The 16,446-nt window shown below is 41.7% G+C and carries 12 protein-coding genes and 1 pseudogene; 7 read left to right on the top strand and 6 right to left on the bottom strand.

The window, feature by feature from the left end; translation table 11 throughout:
* Position 1 precedes the first annotated feature (1 nt).
* Positions 2 to 1,135, bottom strand: coding sequence for a mechanosensitive ion channel family protein (locus V7K97_RS05800; protein ID WP_334799801.1), 1,134 nt, complete (start codon positions 1,133 to 1,135; stop codon positions 2 to 4).
* Positions 1,136 to 2,189: 1,054 nt separating this feature from the next.
* Entirely contained in the window at positions 2,190 to 2,822 is a 633-nt protein-coding gene (locus tag V7K97_RS05795; protein WP_334799800.1) for a retropepsin-like domain-containing protein, read from the bottom strand.
* A gap of 1,139 nt (positions 2,823 to 3,961) precedes the next feature.
* Between V7K97_RS05795 and V7K97_RS05790 the strand changes: the two genes are divergently transcribed.
* Entirely contained in the window at positions 3,962 to 4,894 is a 933-nt protein-coding gene (locus V7K97_RS05790) for a polysaccharide deacetylase family protein (RefSeq protein ID WP_334799799.1), read from the top strand.
* 665 nt (positions 4,895 to 5,559) lie between these two features.
* Here V7K97_RS05790 and V7K97_RS05785 read toward each other — a convergent pair.
* The 3 genes from V7K97_RS05785 to V7K97_RS05775 all read right to left on the bottom strand — a co-directional run bounded on the left by V7K97_RS05785 (position 5,560) and on the right by V7K97_RS05775 (position 12,604).
* A complete protein-coding gene (locus V7K97_RS05785) occupies positions 5,560 to 5,784 on the bottom strand; it encodes a hypothetical protein (protein ID WP_334799797.1) in 225 nt (74 codons plus the stop codon).
* Positions 5,785 to 6,464: 680 nt separating this feature from the next.
* A complete protein-coding gene (locus V7K97_RS05780) occupies positions 6,465 to 11,828 on the bottom strand; it encodes a translocation/assembly module TamB domain-containing protein (RefSeq protein WP_334799796.1) in 5,364 nt (1,787 codons plus the stop codon).
* A gap of 578 nt (positions 11,829 to 12,406) precedes the next feature.
* Positions 12,407 to 12,604 (bottom strand): hypothetical protein, encoded by a 198-nt coding sequence (locus V7K97_RS05775; RefSeq protein ID WP_334799795.1) that lies wholly within the window; start codon positions 12,602 to 12,604, stop codon positions 12,407 to 12,409.
* 85 nt (positions 12,605 to 12,689) lie between these two features.
* Between V7K97_RS05775 and V7K97_RS05770 the strand changes: the two genes are divergently transcribed.
* Entirely contained in the window at positions 12,690 to 12,839 is a 150-nt protein-coding gene (locus V7K97_RS05770; protein WP_334799794.1) for a hypothetical protein, read from the top strand.
* Between the two features lie 194 nt (positions 12,840 to 13,033).
* Here V7K97_RS05770 and V7K97_RS05765 read toward each other — a convergent pair.
* Positions 13,034 to 13,255, bottom strand: a pseudogene (locus V7K97_RS05765) (transposase); the annotation flags it as partial.
* Between the two features lie 480 nt (positions 13,256 to 13,735).
* Between V7K97_RS05765 and V7K97_RS05760 the strand changes: the two are divergent.
* From V7K97_RS05760 to V7K97_RS05740, 5 genes are all read left to right on the top strand, one after another.
* Positions 13,736 to 14,041 carry an ATP synthase subunit I gene (locus tag V7K97_RS05760; RefSeq protein ID WP_334799793.1) on the top strand — a complete coding sequence of 102 codons (306 nt, stop codon included), beginning with the start codon at positions 13,736 to 13,738 and terminating at the stop codon, positions 14,039 to 14,041.
* Positions 14,031 to 14,714: a F0F1 ATP synthase subunit A gene (locus tag V7K97_RS05755; protein WP_334799792.1), complete on the top strand. Its 684-nt coding sequence runs from the start codon at positions 14,031 to 14,033 to the stop codon at positions 14,712 to 14,714. The genes V7K97_RS05760 and V7K97_RS05755 overlap by 11 nt, the downstream gene beginning before the upstream one ends.
* Positions 14,701 to 15,009, top strand: a complete 309-nt coding sequence (locus V7K97_RS05750; RefSeq protein ID WP_334799791.1) for a F0F1 ATP synthase subunit C — start codon at positions 14,701 to 14,703, stop codon at positions 15,007 to 15,009. Before V7K97_RS05755 ends, V7K97_RS05750 begins: the two co-directional genes overlap by 14 nt.
* Before the next feature lie 4 nt (positions 15,010 to 15,013).
* Positions 15,014 to 15,826, top strand: a complete 813-nt coding sequence (locus V7K97_RS05745; RefSeq protein ID WP_334799789.1) for a F0F1 ATP synthase subunit B family protein — start codon at positions 15,014 to 15,016, stop codon at positions 15,824 to 15,826.
* 178 nt (positions 15,827 to 16,004) lie between these two features.
* Entirely contained in the window at positions 16,005 to 16,439 is a 435-nt protein-coding gene (locus tag V7K97_RS05740; RefSeq protein WP_334799787.1) for a DUF6640 family protein, read from the top strand.
* The last annotated feature ends 7 nt before the right edge of the window (positions 16,440 to 16,446 follow it).

The following is a 16,446-nucleotide window of genomic DNA, read 5'->3' as shown; positions in this document are numbered from 1 at the left end:
TTTAAATATTAATGGGTGCATCAATATTAACTGGTTTTTCTTCCAGATCAAAAGCAATACCATATTCAGAAAGTTTTATCGTAATGTTTTCTTTCGCCACATCTAGTAACTGACGGCGCATATCCATTCCCATTTCACCAGAACCCAGAATAAAAAAGTTAAGTTGAGCCTGGGTCATCTGAGTTCCATTTTGAACAAAATCCTTAAAATTAACCTCCGTATTGCGAGAATCAATTCCAAATAGATCGTTGGTACTTTCTAAAATAACTTGACTAATTAAAGCTCTTTCATTTTCGGAAAGTACACGATATAAAGTTAAATAAATTAAAGAAACAATTTTTTTGCCTCCTGTAAAGTTTTCGATACTTAATTCGGTGAGGGAATTATTAGGAACTATAGTTAAAGTCCCTTTTCCAGAATTACGAATTTTAGTAGAACGTAAACCAATTGATTCAACTCTGCCAAATGTGCCATCAGGCAAGCCAATATAATCATCAATCACAAAAGGTCGGTCGAGATAAATAACTATTCCACCTAATAACTGCTCTAAAAGCCCTTTAGCAGCAAAGGCAATGGCTATCCCCCCAATTCCCAAACTCGTCACTAAACCCACCACATTGATATGGTGAGTCTGGGCAAAAATAAAGATGATTATCAGAAAAATAACTGCGTCACCTATAATATTAGCGACAACTAACAATTCACCATTAATTTTTTGCTTTAGCGTAGATTCTGCCAAGTAAAATATAAGAAACTTTTCAAACAAGCGCGAACATAACCAGCCAACTGTAATCGCTGTTGATAAGCCGAGAACAATTTCTAGGTATTTGAGGAAATTGGGGAGAGGGACAATTATCCAAACTATGTCAATTATTATTAAATAAATAGATTTTTTTAACCAGTTTTCGTATGGGGAAAAAACTAAATTATAGACTTTTTTTATTTCTGGAGATACAAAGCGAACTGTGAGTAATTCGTTCATTTTATTCAAGAAAAAAGCCAATGCAAATAAAACACTGACTGCTATAGCTATTATCAAGGCAGTGATGATGATGATGAAATTGAGATTATCTTGAATTATTTGAGAGAGTGAATTCAGATTGCCTTCAATAATTTCAGATTTGAAAATATCCACAATATAGCTAACTCCTCAAGCCAAAGGCATCTCAATTACTTTTGATCGTAACTAATGCTAGTAACTAACGAAAAATACTTATTTTTCGTTTGGTTTGTTTTCCAAGACTCAAAACAAAGTGATGTCTATGATGGCCTATTCGACATCACTAGTACAACAAGGCAAAAGTAAAAAGAAAAAACACTGATTTTGTAAGATTTATAGCGATTTTAAATGGGTGGCTTATTTCCGCCGTATTGTACTAGGTTGTCATTTGAATTTTGTTTAGGATTCCATAGTATTTCATCATTTTCATAAAATTGCAAGGACAGTTAGGACAGTTAATACTGTTGCTTGAATATTTTGAGATGAGCTAACGCAAATTAAATTAGTTTACTAGCCAGCAAATGACAGTATAATATGAAAGAATTTGTGTTGTCTAATTCATCCGAAAATGCTATAGCAATCCTAAATCATTTATGAGAAAGAAAACCGATGAAAAGCCTATAAATAGGTAGTTTTTATCTCCGTATTTTCTCACGTTTCACTTTTGATTGCTATATTTAGACTTATTATATCAAGCTTTAATCAAGCACTTATAGCGGTTCTCAATTGCATGGAATACAGACCTAACCCCCAGCCCCTTCCCTACAAGGGAAGGGGGGTAAGATTCAAAGCCTCTCTCCTTTTAGGAGAGAGGTTTGGAGAGAGGTCAAAGTGTATTACACCCAAACGAGAAGCGCTATAGTAAATTAAATAACTGTATTTTGTACTTAGTGTTTATTAAATACAGCACTTACGGCTGACATAGTTATAAATTTTCTCGCCCACCTACTTATATACGAATCATATTTGATTTCTAAACAATACTTCCGATGAAATCCTTGTAAAACTAGCTTCTCAATCTCAGTTTTTAATCATCTGGTGCAAGAACAAGTAACTGATGGCGAAGTCGTTTTCGCTAGATTTCAAGAAAAAATTCGGAAAATTGCTGAGGAGTCTTAAGAATGAGTAGTTATTCATTTTCAGATGAAGCAATTCAAGTTAACTGTTAAACACTATTAAATTATTGAATTTATGACTTCAAGTCTTCACGCCATGTAAAAATAATTTGCTCCTCAGCCTGTCTAAATTCAATATTAAATTTATCAAATACAACTTCTCGCCCTAAAAGCAATTGTTCTCCGCCTGTGTTGGTTTGTAACCATGCTACAGGAGTAATAAAATTGTGTTCATCAATTGTCATTTCGACATTACGTAAAACGTACTCAACTCTGCCCCCTATAGTTTCTGCCAACAAAGTTGATTCTGAATCAGCCAAAGCATAGCCTAAATCTTGACCAACTTTCAACGAAATTAAACTTAATTCAGCACCCGAATCTACTAACATTGTTGTATTAGATTCTATATCTCTATGTTTTAAAATAACCCTATAATTTGGTTGCCAATCATGGCGAGTGACGGTGCGGAAGCGAATTGGTAAAATTTCTATAGAAGCAGTGCGACGGGGAACTAGGTAAATTAAAAAAGGCTGTTTTGCTGCATTACCTAATGCTAAAACTTCGCGTAAGTTTTCGCTGTGAGCAATTATTCCATTTGCATTGTAAGCGATATATTGATTTTTATATAAATCTAATAACATCTGGCGGTTACGATTTAACCATTTGAACATTTCATCTGTTTCTCTTTTAGAGGGTGTTGTGTTCATATATTTAATTCAATCACCAATTCAGGATAAAGGAGTACTACGGCAAAGGTTTTTTGGTTTCAGCGTGGGGGTAATTGGTTATAGTCTCAAGGCTGGGATGTCTATGATGGGCTATGCCTACACGTCATTTGGCTAACTCCTAATTAGCGGTGAATTAGCAGGTGTGTTTTCAAACTACTTGTTTAGCCTCCTAATTTTTTAGATCCCCCTAAATCCACGCCACGTGCTTCTCCCAGGGGGAGACGCTACGCGAACAAGTCGGGAAACCGCAAGGGCGCAGTGGCTCCCCTTAAAAAAGGGGGACTTTAAGAGATTTTGAGCAAGCCTTTTTTAAGGGGGGTTGGGGGGATCTAAGACTTTGAAAACACGCCCTAGCAGGTTTGGTTTAGCAGGTGTGTGCCAAGTCCTCAGCCCTATTGGTCAATTACACCCTAGCATTTCTCCTAGTTACGGTTATACTGCCGTTATTGCTGCTTTTATTGGTAGGTTAAATATACTGAGTATTATATTATTCAGCTGTTGATGGTAGTTTTGTACGTAGGTGGCGAATGAGTGCAGATTAAATTGGGACTTACCTTACCTTTAGCTGGGATGTTCCAAGGTATGTTATTCTTTATTCTTTTAGCAGCAGATATTTTAATTTACAATCGAGTGCAAATGAGGTAAGAGGGAGATAAGGGACTTCCAAATAAAAAAATACTCAAAAAACTGGCGAAAAAAATCTCTCCTCCTTATTCCTCTGTGTTCTCTGTGCGGCAGTCGCTCATGGGGGAAACCCCCAGACGATCTCTACGAGACGCTAAAAGCGTAGCTTGCTTCCCTGTAAGGGTACGCGGACTTGCTTGCCGCCGGCGCTATCGCTCTTAGCCTCTCCCCTTCTCACATTGGGAGAGGCTAGCGCCAAGGGAGAAGACCGCGCTGCCTTGTCTCTGTGGTAGCCTGCGGCAAGCCGCTATCGCGTCTACGTTTTTTTGGATAATTTATTTCTTGGAAGTCCCTAAGGGAGAAACCAATGCCCAATGCCCAATACCCACTTGCCCTGAGCGGAGCCGTACCACTTCGTGGAAGCAAGCTACGCGTAGCGTCTCGTAGAGAAGGGATGCCCCATGCCCAATAACTAATACTTGAGGAGATTTAATGTGTCCAGTCGTAAATTATCTTTATTACTGAAAGTAATATTCGTGACATTGGTTACTGGTGCTAGTAGTTTAGGTGTCAGTTTGCTTTTAACTACAAGCGGATTTGAGCATCTGTTGGGAATTATAAAGCCAAAAAGCGAGAGTGATCAAGGGAGTCACAACAAGCTGATGAGTGCAGATGCACAGAATATCAACCCAGCTACAGACCAGATAAATCAAGTGCCAAAGGAATTTCAGGGGACAATCGTTTATCAAGCGAAACTAAAAGCAAATGAGAAAGTCATTGCCCTAAGTTTTGATGATGGACCTGGCCCCAAAAATACGGCACAGGTTTTAGAAATTTTGAAGAAAAATAATATCAAGGCGACATTCTTCATGATTGGAGAAATGGTGAAATATTTTCCCAAAATTGCCAAGCAAGTGGCTGATGATGGTCACGTAATTGGCAACCATACATGGCATCATTGGTATTTTCAAATGGATGGGCCGACTGCGGCGAGTGAAATTAATCGCACAGCAGACATCATCTACAAGACGACTGGAAAGAAAACTACTCTGTTTCGTCCCCCAGGCGGCTTTCTGAATAATGGACTAGCCCAATATGCCAAAAACGAGAAGTACACTGTGATGATGTGGTCTGAAGAGTCGGGAGATGCTGAACGTCGTTCGCCTCAAGTGCCGGGGCTGGTGAAAAATGTGCTGAAATATGCAAAACCAGGTGCAATTGTATTGATGCACGATGGGGGCGGCAATCGTTCCAAATCTGTCAAGGCTTTACCAGAAATGATCGCAGGTTTGAAAGCCCAAGGCTATCGATTTGTGACGATTCCCCAACTTTTGGAAATGCAAGCCAAAGAAGAACATCTGCCGGAGGTAGCTTCACCTCCGGTTACAAAGGATGAACATCCAAACAATCAGGTTAATCATCAGTGATACGCTACAGGTCGCGACACCTCTAATTTTGGCGGCACTAGGTGAATTAGTGACGGAAAATCGGGGGTGTTAAACCTGGGCGTTGCGGGAATGATGTTGGTTGGGGCTGTGGCTGGTTCAGTTACAGGTAATATTTACTTAAGATTATTCATATAGGATTCCTATTTGATTTTTGAACAAAATTAGGTACTGTAGGGTGCGTTAGGATGAAATCCGTAACGCACCATTCGTAAAGATTTGGTGCGTTACGCTGTCGCTAACACACCCTACATATCTTTTTGAAAATCAAATAGTAGTCCTATAGCACTAATATCAGGAATAGCGATCGCCTCGCGGGATGACAAAGGCATTAAACTGGAGACACCCGCATCATTAGGACAAGCATTTCGTCCTACTCATTAAAAGTGCCAAATAATGCGAGAGTTGCCGTGTGGGTGGTAATGAAGAACCTTTGCGCTACTTTAGACTTTCCTCTGCGTCCTAATGAACTCAAATGTAAATACCAGATTGAGATGGTTCAAACCAAACTCCACGCTCAATAACTGATACCAAATGGCTGACAGTAATTGTTTTGAGGGCACCGTGACGTTTGCGATATAGCGGTTCTCGTTCACGTGAGGTACACCCGTAGGGGCAATTCATGAATTGCCCCTACACCTTGCGATCTAATTTTGTACCGCATCTGAGTGGGAACCGCTATAGTACCACTCAAAAAGGAGAGAAAATAAATGTGGCTCTTCATGGAAGTAACGGTAAAAAACAAACCCGTGCCAATCTATCTCAAACTGTTCAGCAATTTTACATATAGCATTTTCCGACCTAGTAAGGTACACCCGTAGGGGCAATTCATGAATTGCCCCTACACCTTGCGATCTAATTTTGTACTTCATCTGAATGGGAACCGCTATAATAGTTCATCAACGTCATCACCATCTATTTTCAGGTCTTCCCGAAGCCGTGTATCAAGAGTCATATCATGTCCGCTTGATTGCTTATTAAACCCGAAGAACCCCACCCCAGCCAAAGCTATGCTTTGTCTCCCCTCCCCGCAAGCTCTTAGGGGCTGGGGGTGGGGTGTATTGACTGTGGTTAGCATAACTAATTATGCGGACATGATATAACATCTTCTATTTGCACACTCAGTTGCTCAGAAAGAATTACTGCAAGTTGGTTAAATTTATCTGTAAATGTCATAATCTCGACTTTATCCAAAATTAAGAAGTCGGTTTTCTTTATCCGGCAAAAACCTTGGCTTTTTGGCAGATACTTTTTCCAAGTAACAGATTATCGGTAAAATATAAAAAGTAAAGCTACCGTACCACAAAGGTTTCAGCGTTAGTTTGAGTGTTGCCAAAAAATGGATAAAGTCGAGTTAAGCAGACAAGTGATATCAAGTTCGGGTGATTACTTATAGTAAAAGCTATCAATGTAGGTTGGGTTGAACGGCAGTGAAACCCAACATCAACAAAGATCAAATGTTGGGTTTCGTTCCTCAACCCAACCTACAGATATTAAGCTGTTCGTCATCTAGTTTTACAAAGGAAGAGAAGCTTAACTGAATTGTATCGCTCTAAAATCGGGTTTCATACTCAACTTGGAATTGATTTTCATCCCCCAAATTAGTTGAGCCTCGCACCAAAACTTCGTCATTGACTCGATATAACACATTGTAAAGGAAAGAGTCATCGCTAGTAAGAGCGCGTGATAAAGAGGCAGAGAAATTTTTATTGATGTCAAACACACCTTCTGCTGATAAATTAAGAACCGAAGTTGTCGCTACTTTATTATTGGTAGATGGAGTGGGATATATCCGAAACTCACTGAAACCAACAGTTTGTCCGATCGCAGTAATAGTTCCTTGCAAACCACCTAAAATGGTAGAAGTAGCGAAATTAGTCAGCCCTTGGCCTGCATCTGTTTGACCAAAAGAACTCAGAATTGAACCACCCAACAGACCAACTATTTCCCCCTTACTACGGCTGGGTTCGCTTGTCAGTTCTAGATTGTCGCCCAATTCACTAGCTGGGCCGTTCACACTAGCTCGAACTGTAACGGTACGTAAAGTCCCGAAGTTGTTTACAGAAGCATCGCTAACTTCAGCAGACAATGGTGATGCCAAAGTTTGACTGCTTATTGCTGATGCTTCGGGTACAATTGCGGTAAGTCGGACATCTAAAGTCGGGTCAAGTCCTTGACTAGGAATAAACCGCGCCGTTTGTTCATAGCCCCGCTCCAAGGTGAATTGAGTGGAAAATAAGCTCAGTCCTCCTCCTGTCAAATTAATGACTCCTTCAGGAAGCGGCTTGGCTAATGTACCATTGATGGTCAAGTCGCCTTTGGCGTCAAAGCTCAATAGGGGCTGACTCAATGCGGCTCCTCCTGGTACGAAGCTGAGTAGGGACTCGGTGGTAACACGAATATTCTTGTCTAAAATCAACTTTAAATCTGCAAACTCTATAGGTAAATTGGGTGTAGTTACGGCGCTAGTGCTACTCTTTGCTGTAGCCACTGGGTTAGTGCTACTATCTGGTGTCGGTTTGAGGTTAACGTTAACCTCTTCTCGATTTATGACGTTAGCGTTAGCCTCTGTTGTCGCTGCTGCTTTTTTATCAGTAGTAGCCGAGTTTCCAATAATCACCTTACCATCACTCAGTTTAATCTCCCCACCAATTATCGGTTTTAATGCTGTTCCCCGAATTACGACATCGCCGCCGACACCGCCTTCATACAGTGATGCCAGCTTAAAGTTGAGTTTGTCTGCTATTGATACTGTCAGGGGATTAGCTGCGCCTTGCTCAGGAGTAAAAATTGGGAGGATGCCTGATGCAGTCACTTGCCCTTTATTGTAAGTAGCTTGGATACCTTGGACATTCACAGTAGTACCGTTAAATTGTGCTGTCCCTGTGACATTCGTTAAAGGATCAGATAAGGCTTGAGCGCGAAAAGTTGCATTATTAAGTGTGGCATTTCCGTTGATAATTGGTTCCTTTAAAGTGCCTTGAATGTTTAAATCTACTTTTCCTTGACCGTCTACCCAAGCAACTTGATTATTGGTAAACACGTTTAACAATGCCAATCCTTCATTTTGCACATTGGCGTTGATGCTGATTTGATTGCTATCTGGTTGCACTGCCGCAAAAGGTAAGGGAGCAGGTATGCTTCCTTTAATGGCTACTGGCTGCGTTCCGGTCAGTAGTAAGGTACTATCAAAATTCAAACGAGCTTTGTCGTAATCAAAGTTCACCTTTCCTGTTTGCACAGGTTGTTTGTTGAGAGTCGCATCCGCCAGCGCTACTTCTCCTTTAACACTTGGGGCTTGTAAACTACCTGCTAAGGTGGCGTCAGCATTCACTTTCCCAGTGATATCTATGGGGTATTTTTCGATAAAAGGCTCTAAAAGTGATAAGGGTAAACTTGCGACATTCAATTTTCCAGATAGTTGCTCAGTTCCTAACTGTCCTGAAAACGCCACTAGTCCTTGATTTATCCCAACACTCAAAGGCGAAAGGGTGACAATACCATCGGCAAAGGTGCCTTGAGCAACGACTTGATTAATGGAGTAATTACCCCATTGCCAATTCGCACCTTGAAAATTAAAGCCGACGTTCAACCCAGATTTTAACGAGCCATTGGCTGTAATTCCTCCGCTCAAAGCGCCGTTTAATTCTGCAAGGCTGGGCAAAGATGGGGTTTGTTTTGTCTCTACTTGCTGTTCTTTTGCGATCGCTGCTGTAATTTTTGAGAAATATGCCAACTGTGTTTTTAAATCTGCATTGGGCAAATTGACAGGCTTAGTTTTAAGTACTTCTGCTCCAGCCAACTTCGGAGGCTGCAAACCGCTACTAAGGTCTTGAAAGTCGAAGATATTGAAGGCTTGTAAAAGCCTCTGGATTTTGGCTTGGTCTAAATTAGCTTGAAATTGAAATTTCGGGTCATTCCCTGTTTGCACATTTCCACTGAGGGCGATGTTGCTACCTCCAATCTGCAATTGACCATTAGCCAAACTAGCAGTTCCATCGGCATAATTGATGGTGCCGCGAAATTCATCTGCTGCAACTCTCGCAACACGAGGCCGGGCGATCGCAATATCCCCCGCAACTGCATAATTATTAAGATTAACAACTAAATTCCCTGATAGTTGCCCCGACAGTGGTTTCAATTGATTGTTAGGTAAAAAGCCTCCAACCAGAGCGATGGGAAACTGTTGGGCGTTGATGAGCAAGTTATCTCCCTCAGTTCTACCTGTGGTGAGTGCGCCATCGTATCGAACTAAAAATGAAGTGGGACGATAATCTGCACCTAAGTTAAGGGCAATCCGATCTTGCTTCCCAGCTAATCGTAGACTTCCCCCCTGTCCTCCCTGAAAATTCACGTTTCCGGTTAAAAGTCGGTCAAATGCCAAGTTACTGACATTGAAATTCCGCAGTCGGATATTACCGTTAGCTTGCGGAACATCTGGAGTACCTGTAACTTTTCCATTAAAATCAACTAGCCCCGCTAATGCTACGTCACCAGGAACTTGAAAGCCTGTATTTTTTAAGTTGAAATTCTGCGCCAGTACATTTAAATTAAATCCGGCGATTTTAGGTGCGCCAGTTGGTGGAGACTGAATAGCGATCGCACCATTAGCACTCAATCCTGGGGTACTTGCGTTTTCAACTATAATCTGCTGTCCATTCCACTGAAATTGGGCGTTGAGCGGTTTTGTCAGCAGTGCTATCCCTTGGGGAAGGCCGATTTGTCCGGCGGCGCGAATATCTGCAAGCTGGAAAGATTTGGTTGTGCCTGCTAACTGAATGTTGCTATTAAGCCGTCCTCGCAGTTGTGGTGAGAAACGGTTGAGTTGAATTTGCGAAGTTTTCACAACTCCTTGCCAGCGTTGTTGTGCAAGTTGTCCTTGAGCCGCGATTGTCCCACCTGCGATGTTGAAAACTGCATCGGGGAAAAGGATATTTTCTCCTTGCTTGGCAACAACAACTCGCCCGCTAGTGGGATAGGTGGCGTTAGGCGCTTGCACCCGCGCTACTGTTTGCAGATTGCTCAGAGTGCCGGAGATATCAGCATTTGCCGATACATTGCCAATGGTGATGGAGGGTGAAGTTTTGTAGGCTCGGGCGATCGCATCTCCTGGCAATTTTTGGGCTTGCACATTAAATGATACCCTCCCTTGGGGTGCAAGCTGAAGTTGTCCGCTAGCTGTGATTTGCCCTCCCACTTCAGGATTTACCTGAACACGAGCCACATTGACGTTTAAGGGTTTACCCAGAGAACCAGTAACTTTCGCATTCGCAGATATACCGCCAACATTAATGGGAGTGGAAATGCCGTAACCTTGTGCGATCGCATTTCCTGGTATACCTTTAGCTTGAATATTTACGCCTACCTCACCTTGGGGAGCCAGTTGAATTTGACCATTGGCTGTGATTTGCCCCCCGGCTGGCGGCGTTACCAGAACACTAGTAATATCAAGGTTCAAGGGCTGTTTGTCAAGGGAGCCAGAGATTTGGGCTTTTGCTGAAACATTCCCAACTGCGATCGGTAGAGTAACGCCATAACTGCGTGCTAGTATATCCCCTGATATCCCATCAGCTATAGCATTAAATGTTACCTCTTTTTTACCTCCCAGATTAGCTTGACCGCCGCCTGTAATTTGACCACCTGCTGCGGGGACTATTTTCAGATTGGAGATGGCAATTTTAGATGCAGTTTGAGATACATTCAAGCGGAAATCAGTGTTAACGGTTTTAAATTGAACGCGGTCAACTTGAATAGGTTTTGTGCTGCTTACTGTACCATTGACCACTGGTTGCTGAAGCTGTCCTAGCACCTGAATATTTGCTTGAATTTCGCCACTAGCTGGGACTGACGAATTTACATTCAATGTGTCTAAGATATTTTTCGCACTAACTGGTTTGATCTGAGCAGAAACATTAAAACCTGTTTGAGTATTAATTGTTCCATTTGCCACAATGGGAACCTTACCAAAGTTCGTACTCAGATTATCTAAAGTAACTGTCTGACCTTCAAATATAAATCTTCCATTAAAATTAGAAACCGGCTGAGGAATATTTTGAATTTTAGCAGCCACTTGATTAGCTGTAGCTGTTCCCGTAATCGCTATTTCTGACAGCTTGGGTGGAATCTGAACGCCTAAATCAGCATTTAAAGACCCTGCTTGCAAAGCAATTGGTAACTGAATTAATCGACTGATATCAGATGCTTGTAAATTTTGTGCTTGCAGTTGGAGGCTAGTTTGTTGAGCTTTTATTTGTGTTTCGCCAACGATTTTAACAGCGCCTCCCCTAGTGAGTTGAGCATTGATGTCATAACCGATCCTTTGATTTTGATCGGAAAATCGGGCAACACCGCCAACTTGATCTAATATTACTGAGCTATTCGGTTTAGTTGGTGCAAAAGCTGACAATAACTCTACATTGCCATCTTGAATCTGAAGTGTTTCTAACTCAGTTTGAATCAAGCTTTGTCCCTGGCCAGCTTTAACTTGGGCTGTCACCCAACGACCATCTTTATTCTGTTGAATGTAAACATTAGGCTCAACTAACGTGACATTTAATCCCAGTTTTCGGGTGAAGAGAACTTGTAACGGCGAGAACTGCACCTCCAAAGCTTTTACTACCACCCGATCGGGATCGGTGGGAGTTGCTGGGATCGATAGAGAGCTAAATCTCAGACTAGTTAGGGAAAAACGTTCAACTTTTCCGACTATGACTGGACGGCCAAGCAATTGTTGAAGATTTTGCTGCACTAACGGTGCTAAATCTTTATATATATAACTTCTAGCCCACCAAGCACCAACTATAATTCCAACCAGCAAAACCCCACCCAGAGCTAAACTGATACGTCCTAAAAGCAGGAGCCACAGACGACGATTAGATGGTTTTTGGTTATTTTCTGAATTTGGCGATCGCGTCATGATTGTTACTAGTACCAGTACTTTTTTCTGGAGTGAGGCAAGAGACAGACTAGTTGTAGTTGTATAAGTAAGTTACAAACTATGGTTTCACAATATTAGGAATTCCGCAACAACTTTGCGGCAAGCTGCTTCTATTCTCCAGGAGAAGCCGCGCCAACGATACGTACCGCAAACGCGTCTATGTTATTTCGTAATTTCACGCAATTCCTGAATGTATTTCGATTAATAGCAAAATTAAAGTAGGGGTAATTCATGAATTGCTCCTACATAAATAAAGCTCAACCTCAGATAGAATTGGTATTAATTATGGTTATTCAGAAACTAGGTAACATTCAAATATTAAATTACGCTGCGATCGCTCCTGTATATACAACCCTGGTGAGAAAATTCCAACTCTGTATAATCTAACTTACTATAGATGACGATGGTAAGTAATCTGATATTTGGGAGCAACTTATAGTGGAATATCACTTCATAAAACTGGATTTAGATCCCCGACTTATTTATTGAAGAAGTCGGGGATCTGGATAGCAACAAATTACTGCATGAGCTTTGTCATTATTCTTTCGCAAACCCAATCAATTATCAGTTGGATCATCAACCATTTCCGGTACTAAAGCCGGGTTACTTTTACGTTCTTCTGGTGATTGCTCCCGGATAACATCGTCGATTCTCCGAGGGTGTTTGATTTTGTCTAGTACCTCTGGACTTAATTGTGATGCATCACCTTCTGGATTAGACTTTTCAGCTTGATTAGGAACTGTTTCTTTATTCATGACTATTTCCCCAAACTTAATAAGCCAAGCTTAAGTTCTTTTGTGGTGAGGTACACACTATCTGGGGACTTAATTTTATATAGCAGTGGGTAAGCAAGGCGTCACCGAACAGCCCGTCCTTCGCGTAGCGTCTCGCAGAGAATCTATAAAAGATGAGTCACGCATTTCCCCAGCAAGAGCGGGGTTCCCTGGGTGCGATCGCGCTTTGGCTCAAATTCCCAGTCTCATTTATTAGCAAGCTAGTAATTTTAGTTAAGTATTCATGAATTGCCCCTACGGGTGTACCTCACGTGAACGAGAACCGCTATAAACTAATAATTAATAGGACTTACGCAAAAACCCTCTTAAACTCCCATTCCTCCGTGACCTCCGTGTCCTCTGTGGTTCGTTTTCCGTTACCTGTGCGTAAGTCCTAAATTAAAATGCCAATTAATTTAATAAGCATCTTACTCTAAAATTATTAAAGTTTCTGAATCCATAAACTGAACGCTTAATTAGTTTGAGTTTGTTAATGATGCCTTTCCTGCGGAACGCTACGCGAACAACAGCACCACTTGTTGTCGTATCATCAAAGTAAGCTACTATTTCATCAAACCATCGGATAAAAGTATTGTTACTATTTGGGAAATGTTTTTTAGCTTTTGATAGCCATATACCCATTTATAATGAAGCCGATTTTATTATTAAATTTATAGGACTTACGCATTAGTTACGGAATAACGAACCGCAGAGGCACAGAGGGCACGGAGAAATCAGAGTTTGAGAGATATTTTGCGTAAGTCCTAATTTAGTTTATGAGCAATTATGATAAATATTTTTACTTGATCGTAACGATTTGAAAGTTTTTAGGACAAAAAATACAACTTATACGCTAATCAAACGCTTGGTTAAACATGATTTCTCACATAAGTATGTCAGAGTAACTAATGGCGATCGCAAGATAGCTATAACAAGTTACCTGAAGAAATGGTTAGCTTACTGAATAAGGAAGAAATGCCTAAGTGAACTGTATTGCCTTTTAACTATATTTAGCCAGAAAATAATCCAGGTTTCCAGCTTGACATTTTGCTGGTAGTAGTGGAAATCGGTAAATATTTATACTTCCTTAAATAGCCTCTTAGGAGATTTAACATGAACAGCCTCTTATTTTTACCTGTTACTTTAGTGTTAGGAATTTTGGTAGGAAATCTCTACTTTCGTGGCTTGTGGATGACGGTGCAGAAATTACCTACAGCCGAAAGCCCAATTTTATTAACCTTAGGCAGCTTTTTTGGACGGTTAGCGATCGCCATCACCACATTTGCTTTTGTCCTAGCGATCGCTCAAGAGCAAGCACTTTGGCATCTGCTTGTTTGCTTAGGCGCGTTCATTTGGGTACGCAATCGCACCATTGAAAAGTTGCAGCCGAAATGGCCAAGGAGACTCAATGCACATTAGTCTTAGTCCAGATGAGATCGTGTTTTGGCAGTGGAGATTTGTGTCGATCAATGCCACTTTGGTCTTTACATGGATGATCATGCTACTGCTTGGCATTGGTGCTTGGTTGGTGACGCGCAAACTCTCCCCTGACACGGAGCTATCCCACTGGCAAAACCTACTGGAAGTCTTAGTTGTCAATTTACGCGATCAAATTCAGCAAACTAGTGGACAAAATCCCGATCGCTATTTGCCCTTTATCGGCACCCTGTTTGTTTTTATTGCCACCTCCAATCTCTTAGAGATCGTTCCTGGTTACGATCCGCCCACTGCCTCACTATCCACCACTGCCGCCCTAGCGATATGTGTATTCTTTGCCGTCCCCGTTTTTGGTATCCGTCAGCAAGGAATCTGGAAATATCTGCACCATTACCTAGAGCCAACTCCCATCCTATTTCCCTTTTATATAATTAGCGAACTCTCACGGACTTTAGCTTTAGCAGTGCGTTTGTTTGGGAATGTGATGAGTGACGGAATGATTGTGGCGATTTTAATATCCATCGCGCCATTCTTTTTTCCAGCCATTATGCAAGCTTTAGGCTTGTTGACAGGCATAATTCAGGCATATATTTTCGCAATTTTAGCAGTTGTTTATATTGGTTCTACGAGTAACGAAGACAATGGCTCAAAATGAATCTCTATCACTTGTACTCGGAATTATTGGCCCTGTGTCAATCTTAACGGCGGGTTTGACTATGGCCATCGGCTCCATTGCCCCAGCCCTCGGCGAAGGTAAAACCGTTGCCCAAGCACTTAGTTCCATCGCTCAACAACCCGACGAAGCCAATACAATTACCCGCACCTTATTTGTGGGATTAGCATTTATCGAATCCATCGCTATTTATTGCTTTGTGATCGCGCTAATTCTCCTGTTTGCCAATCCATTTTGGAACTATGTAATCGGTGCGATCGCCAAAGCAGGAGGCTAATCAAGTGGAGATTAACTGGTTTACCTTCGGGGCGCAAATCCTCAACTTTTTTGTCTTGATATTTGTGCTGCAACGCTTTTTATATAAACCGATTACGAAGGCAATGGCACGCCGCGAGAAAACGATCCGCGATGGCTTGTTGTCGGCATCTCAGCAAAAAGAAGAAGCACAACAGGAGGTTAAGCATTATGAGGAAATGCAGCAGAAATTCACAGACGAAAAGACAGAATTGCTCACTCAAGCAAAATCAGAAGTGGAGCAAACCCGTCAACGCTTGTTGAAAGAAATGCAAGAATCAGTGGCGACAGAGCGATCGCAATGGCAAACCAGTTTGCAACGGCAAAAAGATGCTTTTTTACACGAGGTGGGCGATCGCACCATGCAGCAATTACAAGCAACCGTGCGGCGGGTGTTGACAGATTTGGCAGAGTCTGAGTTAGAAACACAGATTGCCAGGGTGTTTTTGCAGAAGTTGCGCGATCTCACCGAAACAGAACGTGCCGAACTGGTGACGACTTTAACTGCTTCGACAAAAGATAGCATTCCGTTGACGTTGGTGAGTACCTTTACCCTACCGTCGGATATTTGTGCAGCGATCGCTACGGTTTTGCAAGACTATTTTAAGGCGGTGGGTTCAGGCAAAATTGAATCGAGTTATGAAATTGCAGGCAAAATCGAACCGACTTATGAAATTGAATCTAGTCTGATTTGTGGGATCGAACTACGCGGCACAGGCTACAAACTAGCGTGGAGTATGGATACTTACTTAGATAGCATCACCGAAAATTTGGTTACTGTTTTTGCAGAAAAAGCTTAAAGGGACTTTAGTCCTTAACTCTAAAGCACTGAAGTTCGTACTCAGGACTTTAGTCCTTAATTATAGAACCCATTTGGGATCTTGTATACCTACCAGTAAACGCAATCGTTTTTGAAGACCTCATTATGGCTCAAACACGAACAGATATTTTTGGAAATGGAGAATCAAAATAAAAAAAATGAAAATGCCAATGTCTAGCCGACTTATCTTTACAGCGATCGGGATTCTCTTGCCCATTGGTGGGCATATCGCAGACTACAACAAGACACATATCTTCAACCCAAATTGGCCTCCCCATGCAAAATTCCACGGAGGGCAAACCCTCATGTTTTCAATCCTCCTGGGAGCCATCTCGATTTTCTTCGCTTGGAGAAAAACCACGGATCGATTGAATGGGGTATTGGCTGCTTCTAGCTTTGCAGCAGTTTATTGGGTTGCTCAAGCGGGCGCGATTCTTTATCCCGGCACCGCTCCTTTCGACCCTGACACAATCACGCCGATGAGTTATTTAATGGGACTTCCCCTTCAAACTTACTTCCAAATCATTTTCCTCATCTTGACTGGCGTCGCCACTTCGCTTGCGTTGAAGCCAAATGCGAAATGGACTGACTGAGCCATCA

The sequence above is a fragment of the Nostoc sp. genome (assembly GCF_036917815.1).
Lineage (GTDB): Bacteria > Cyanobacteriota > Cyanobacteriia > Cyanobacteriales > Nostocaceae > Nostoc.
This window is presented reverse-complemented; position numbering and strand designations above follow the sequence as displayed.

Excerpts from the sequence above, each read along its gene's own strand:
- V7K97_RS05760 (WP_334799793.1), top strand. The coding sequence starts at position 13,736 with ATGAACAGCCTCTTATTTTTACCTGTTACTTTAGTGTTAGGAATTTTG.
- V7K97_RS05780 (WP_334799796.1), bottom strand. The coding sequence starts at position 11,828 with ATGACGCGATCGCCAAATTCAGAAAATAACCAAAAACCATCTAATCGT.
- V7K97_RS05775 (WP_334799795.1), bottom strand. The coding sequence starts at position 12,604 with ATGAATAAAGAAACAGTTCCTAATCAAGCTGAAAAGTCTAATCCAGAA.
- V7K97_RS05750 (WP_334799791.1), top strand. The coding sequence starts at position 14,701 with ATGGCTCAAAATGAATCTCTATCACTTGTACTCGGAATTATTGGCCCT.
- V7K97_RS05740 (WP_334799787.1), top strand. The coding sequence starts at position 16,005 with ATGAAAATGCCAATGTCTAGCCGACTTATCTTTACAGCGATCGGGATT.
- V7K97_RS05795 (WP_334799800.1), bottom strand. The coding sequence starts at position 2,822 with ATGAACACAACACCCTCTAAAAGAGAAACAGATGAAATGTTCAAATGG.
- V7K97_RS05785 (WP_334799797.1), bottom strand. The coding sequence starts at position 5,784 with ATGAAGTACAAAATTAGATCGCAAGGTGTAGGGGCAATTCATGAATTG.
- V7K97_RS05755 (WP_334799792.1), top strand. The coding sequence starts at position 14,031 with ATGCACATTAGTCTTAGTCCAGATGAGATCGTGTTTTGGCAGTGGAGA.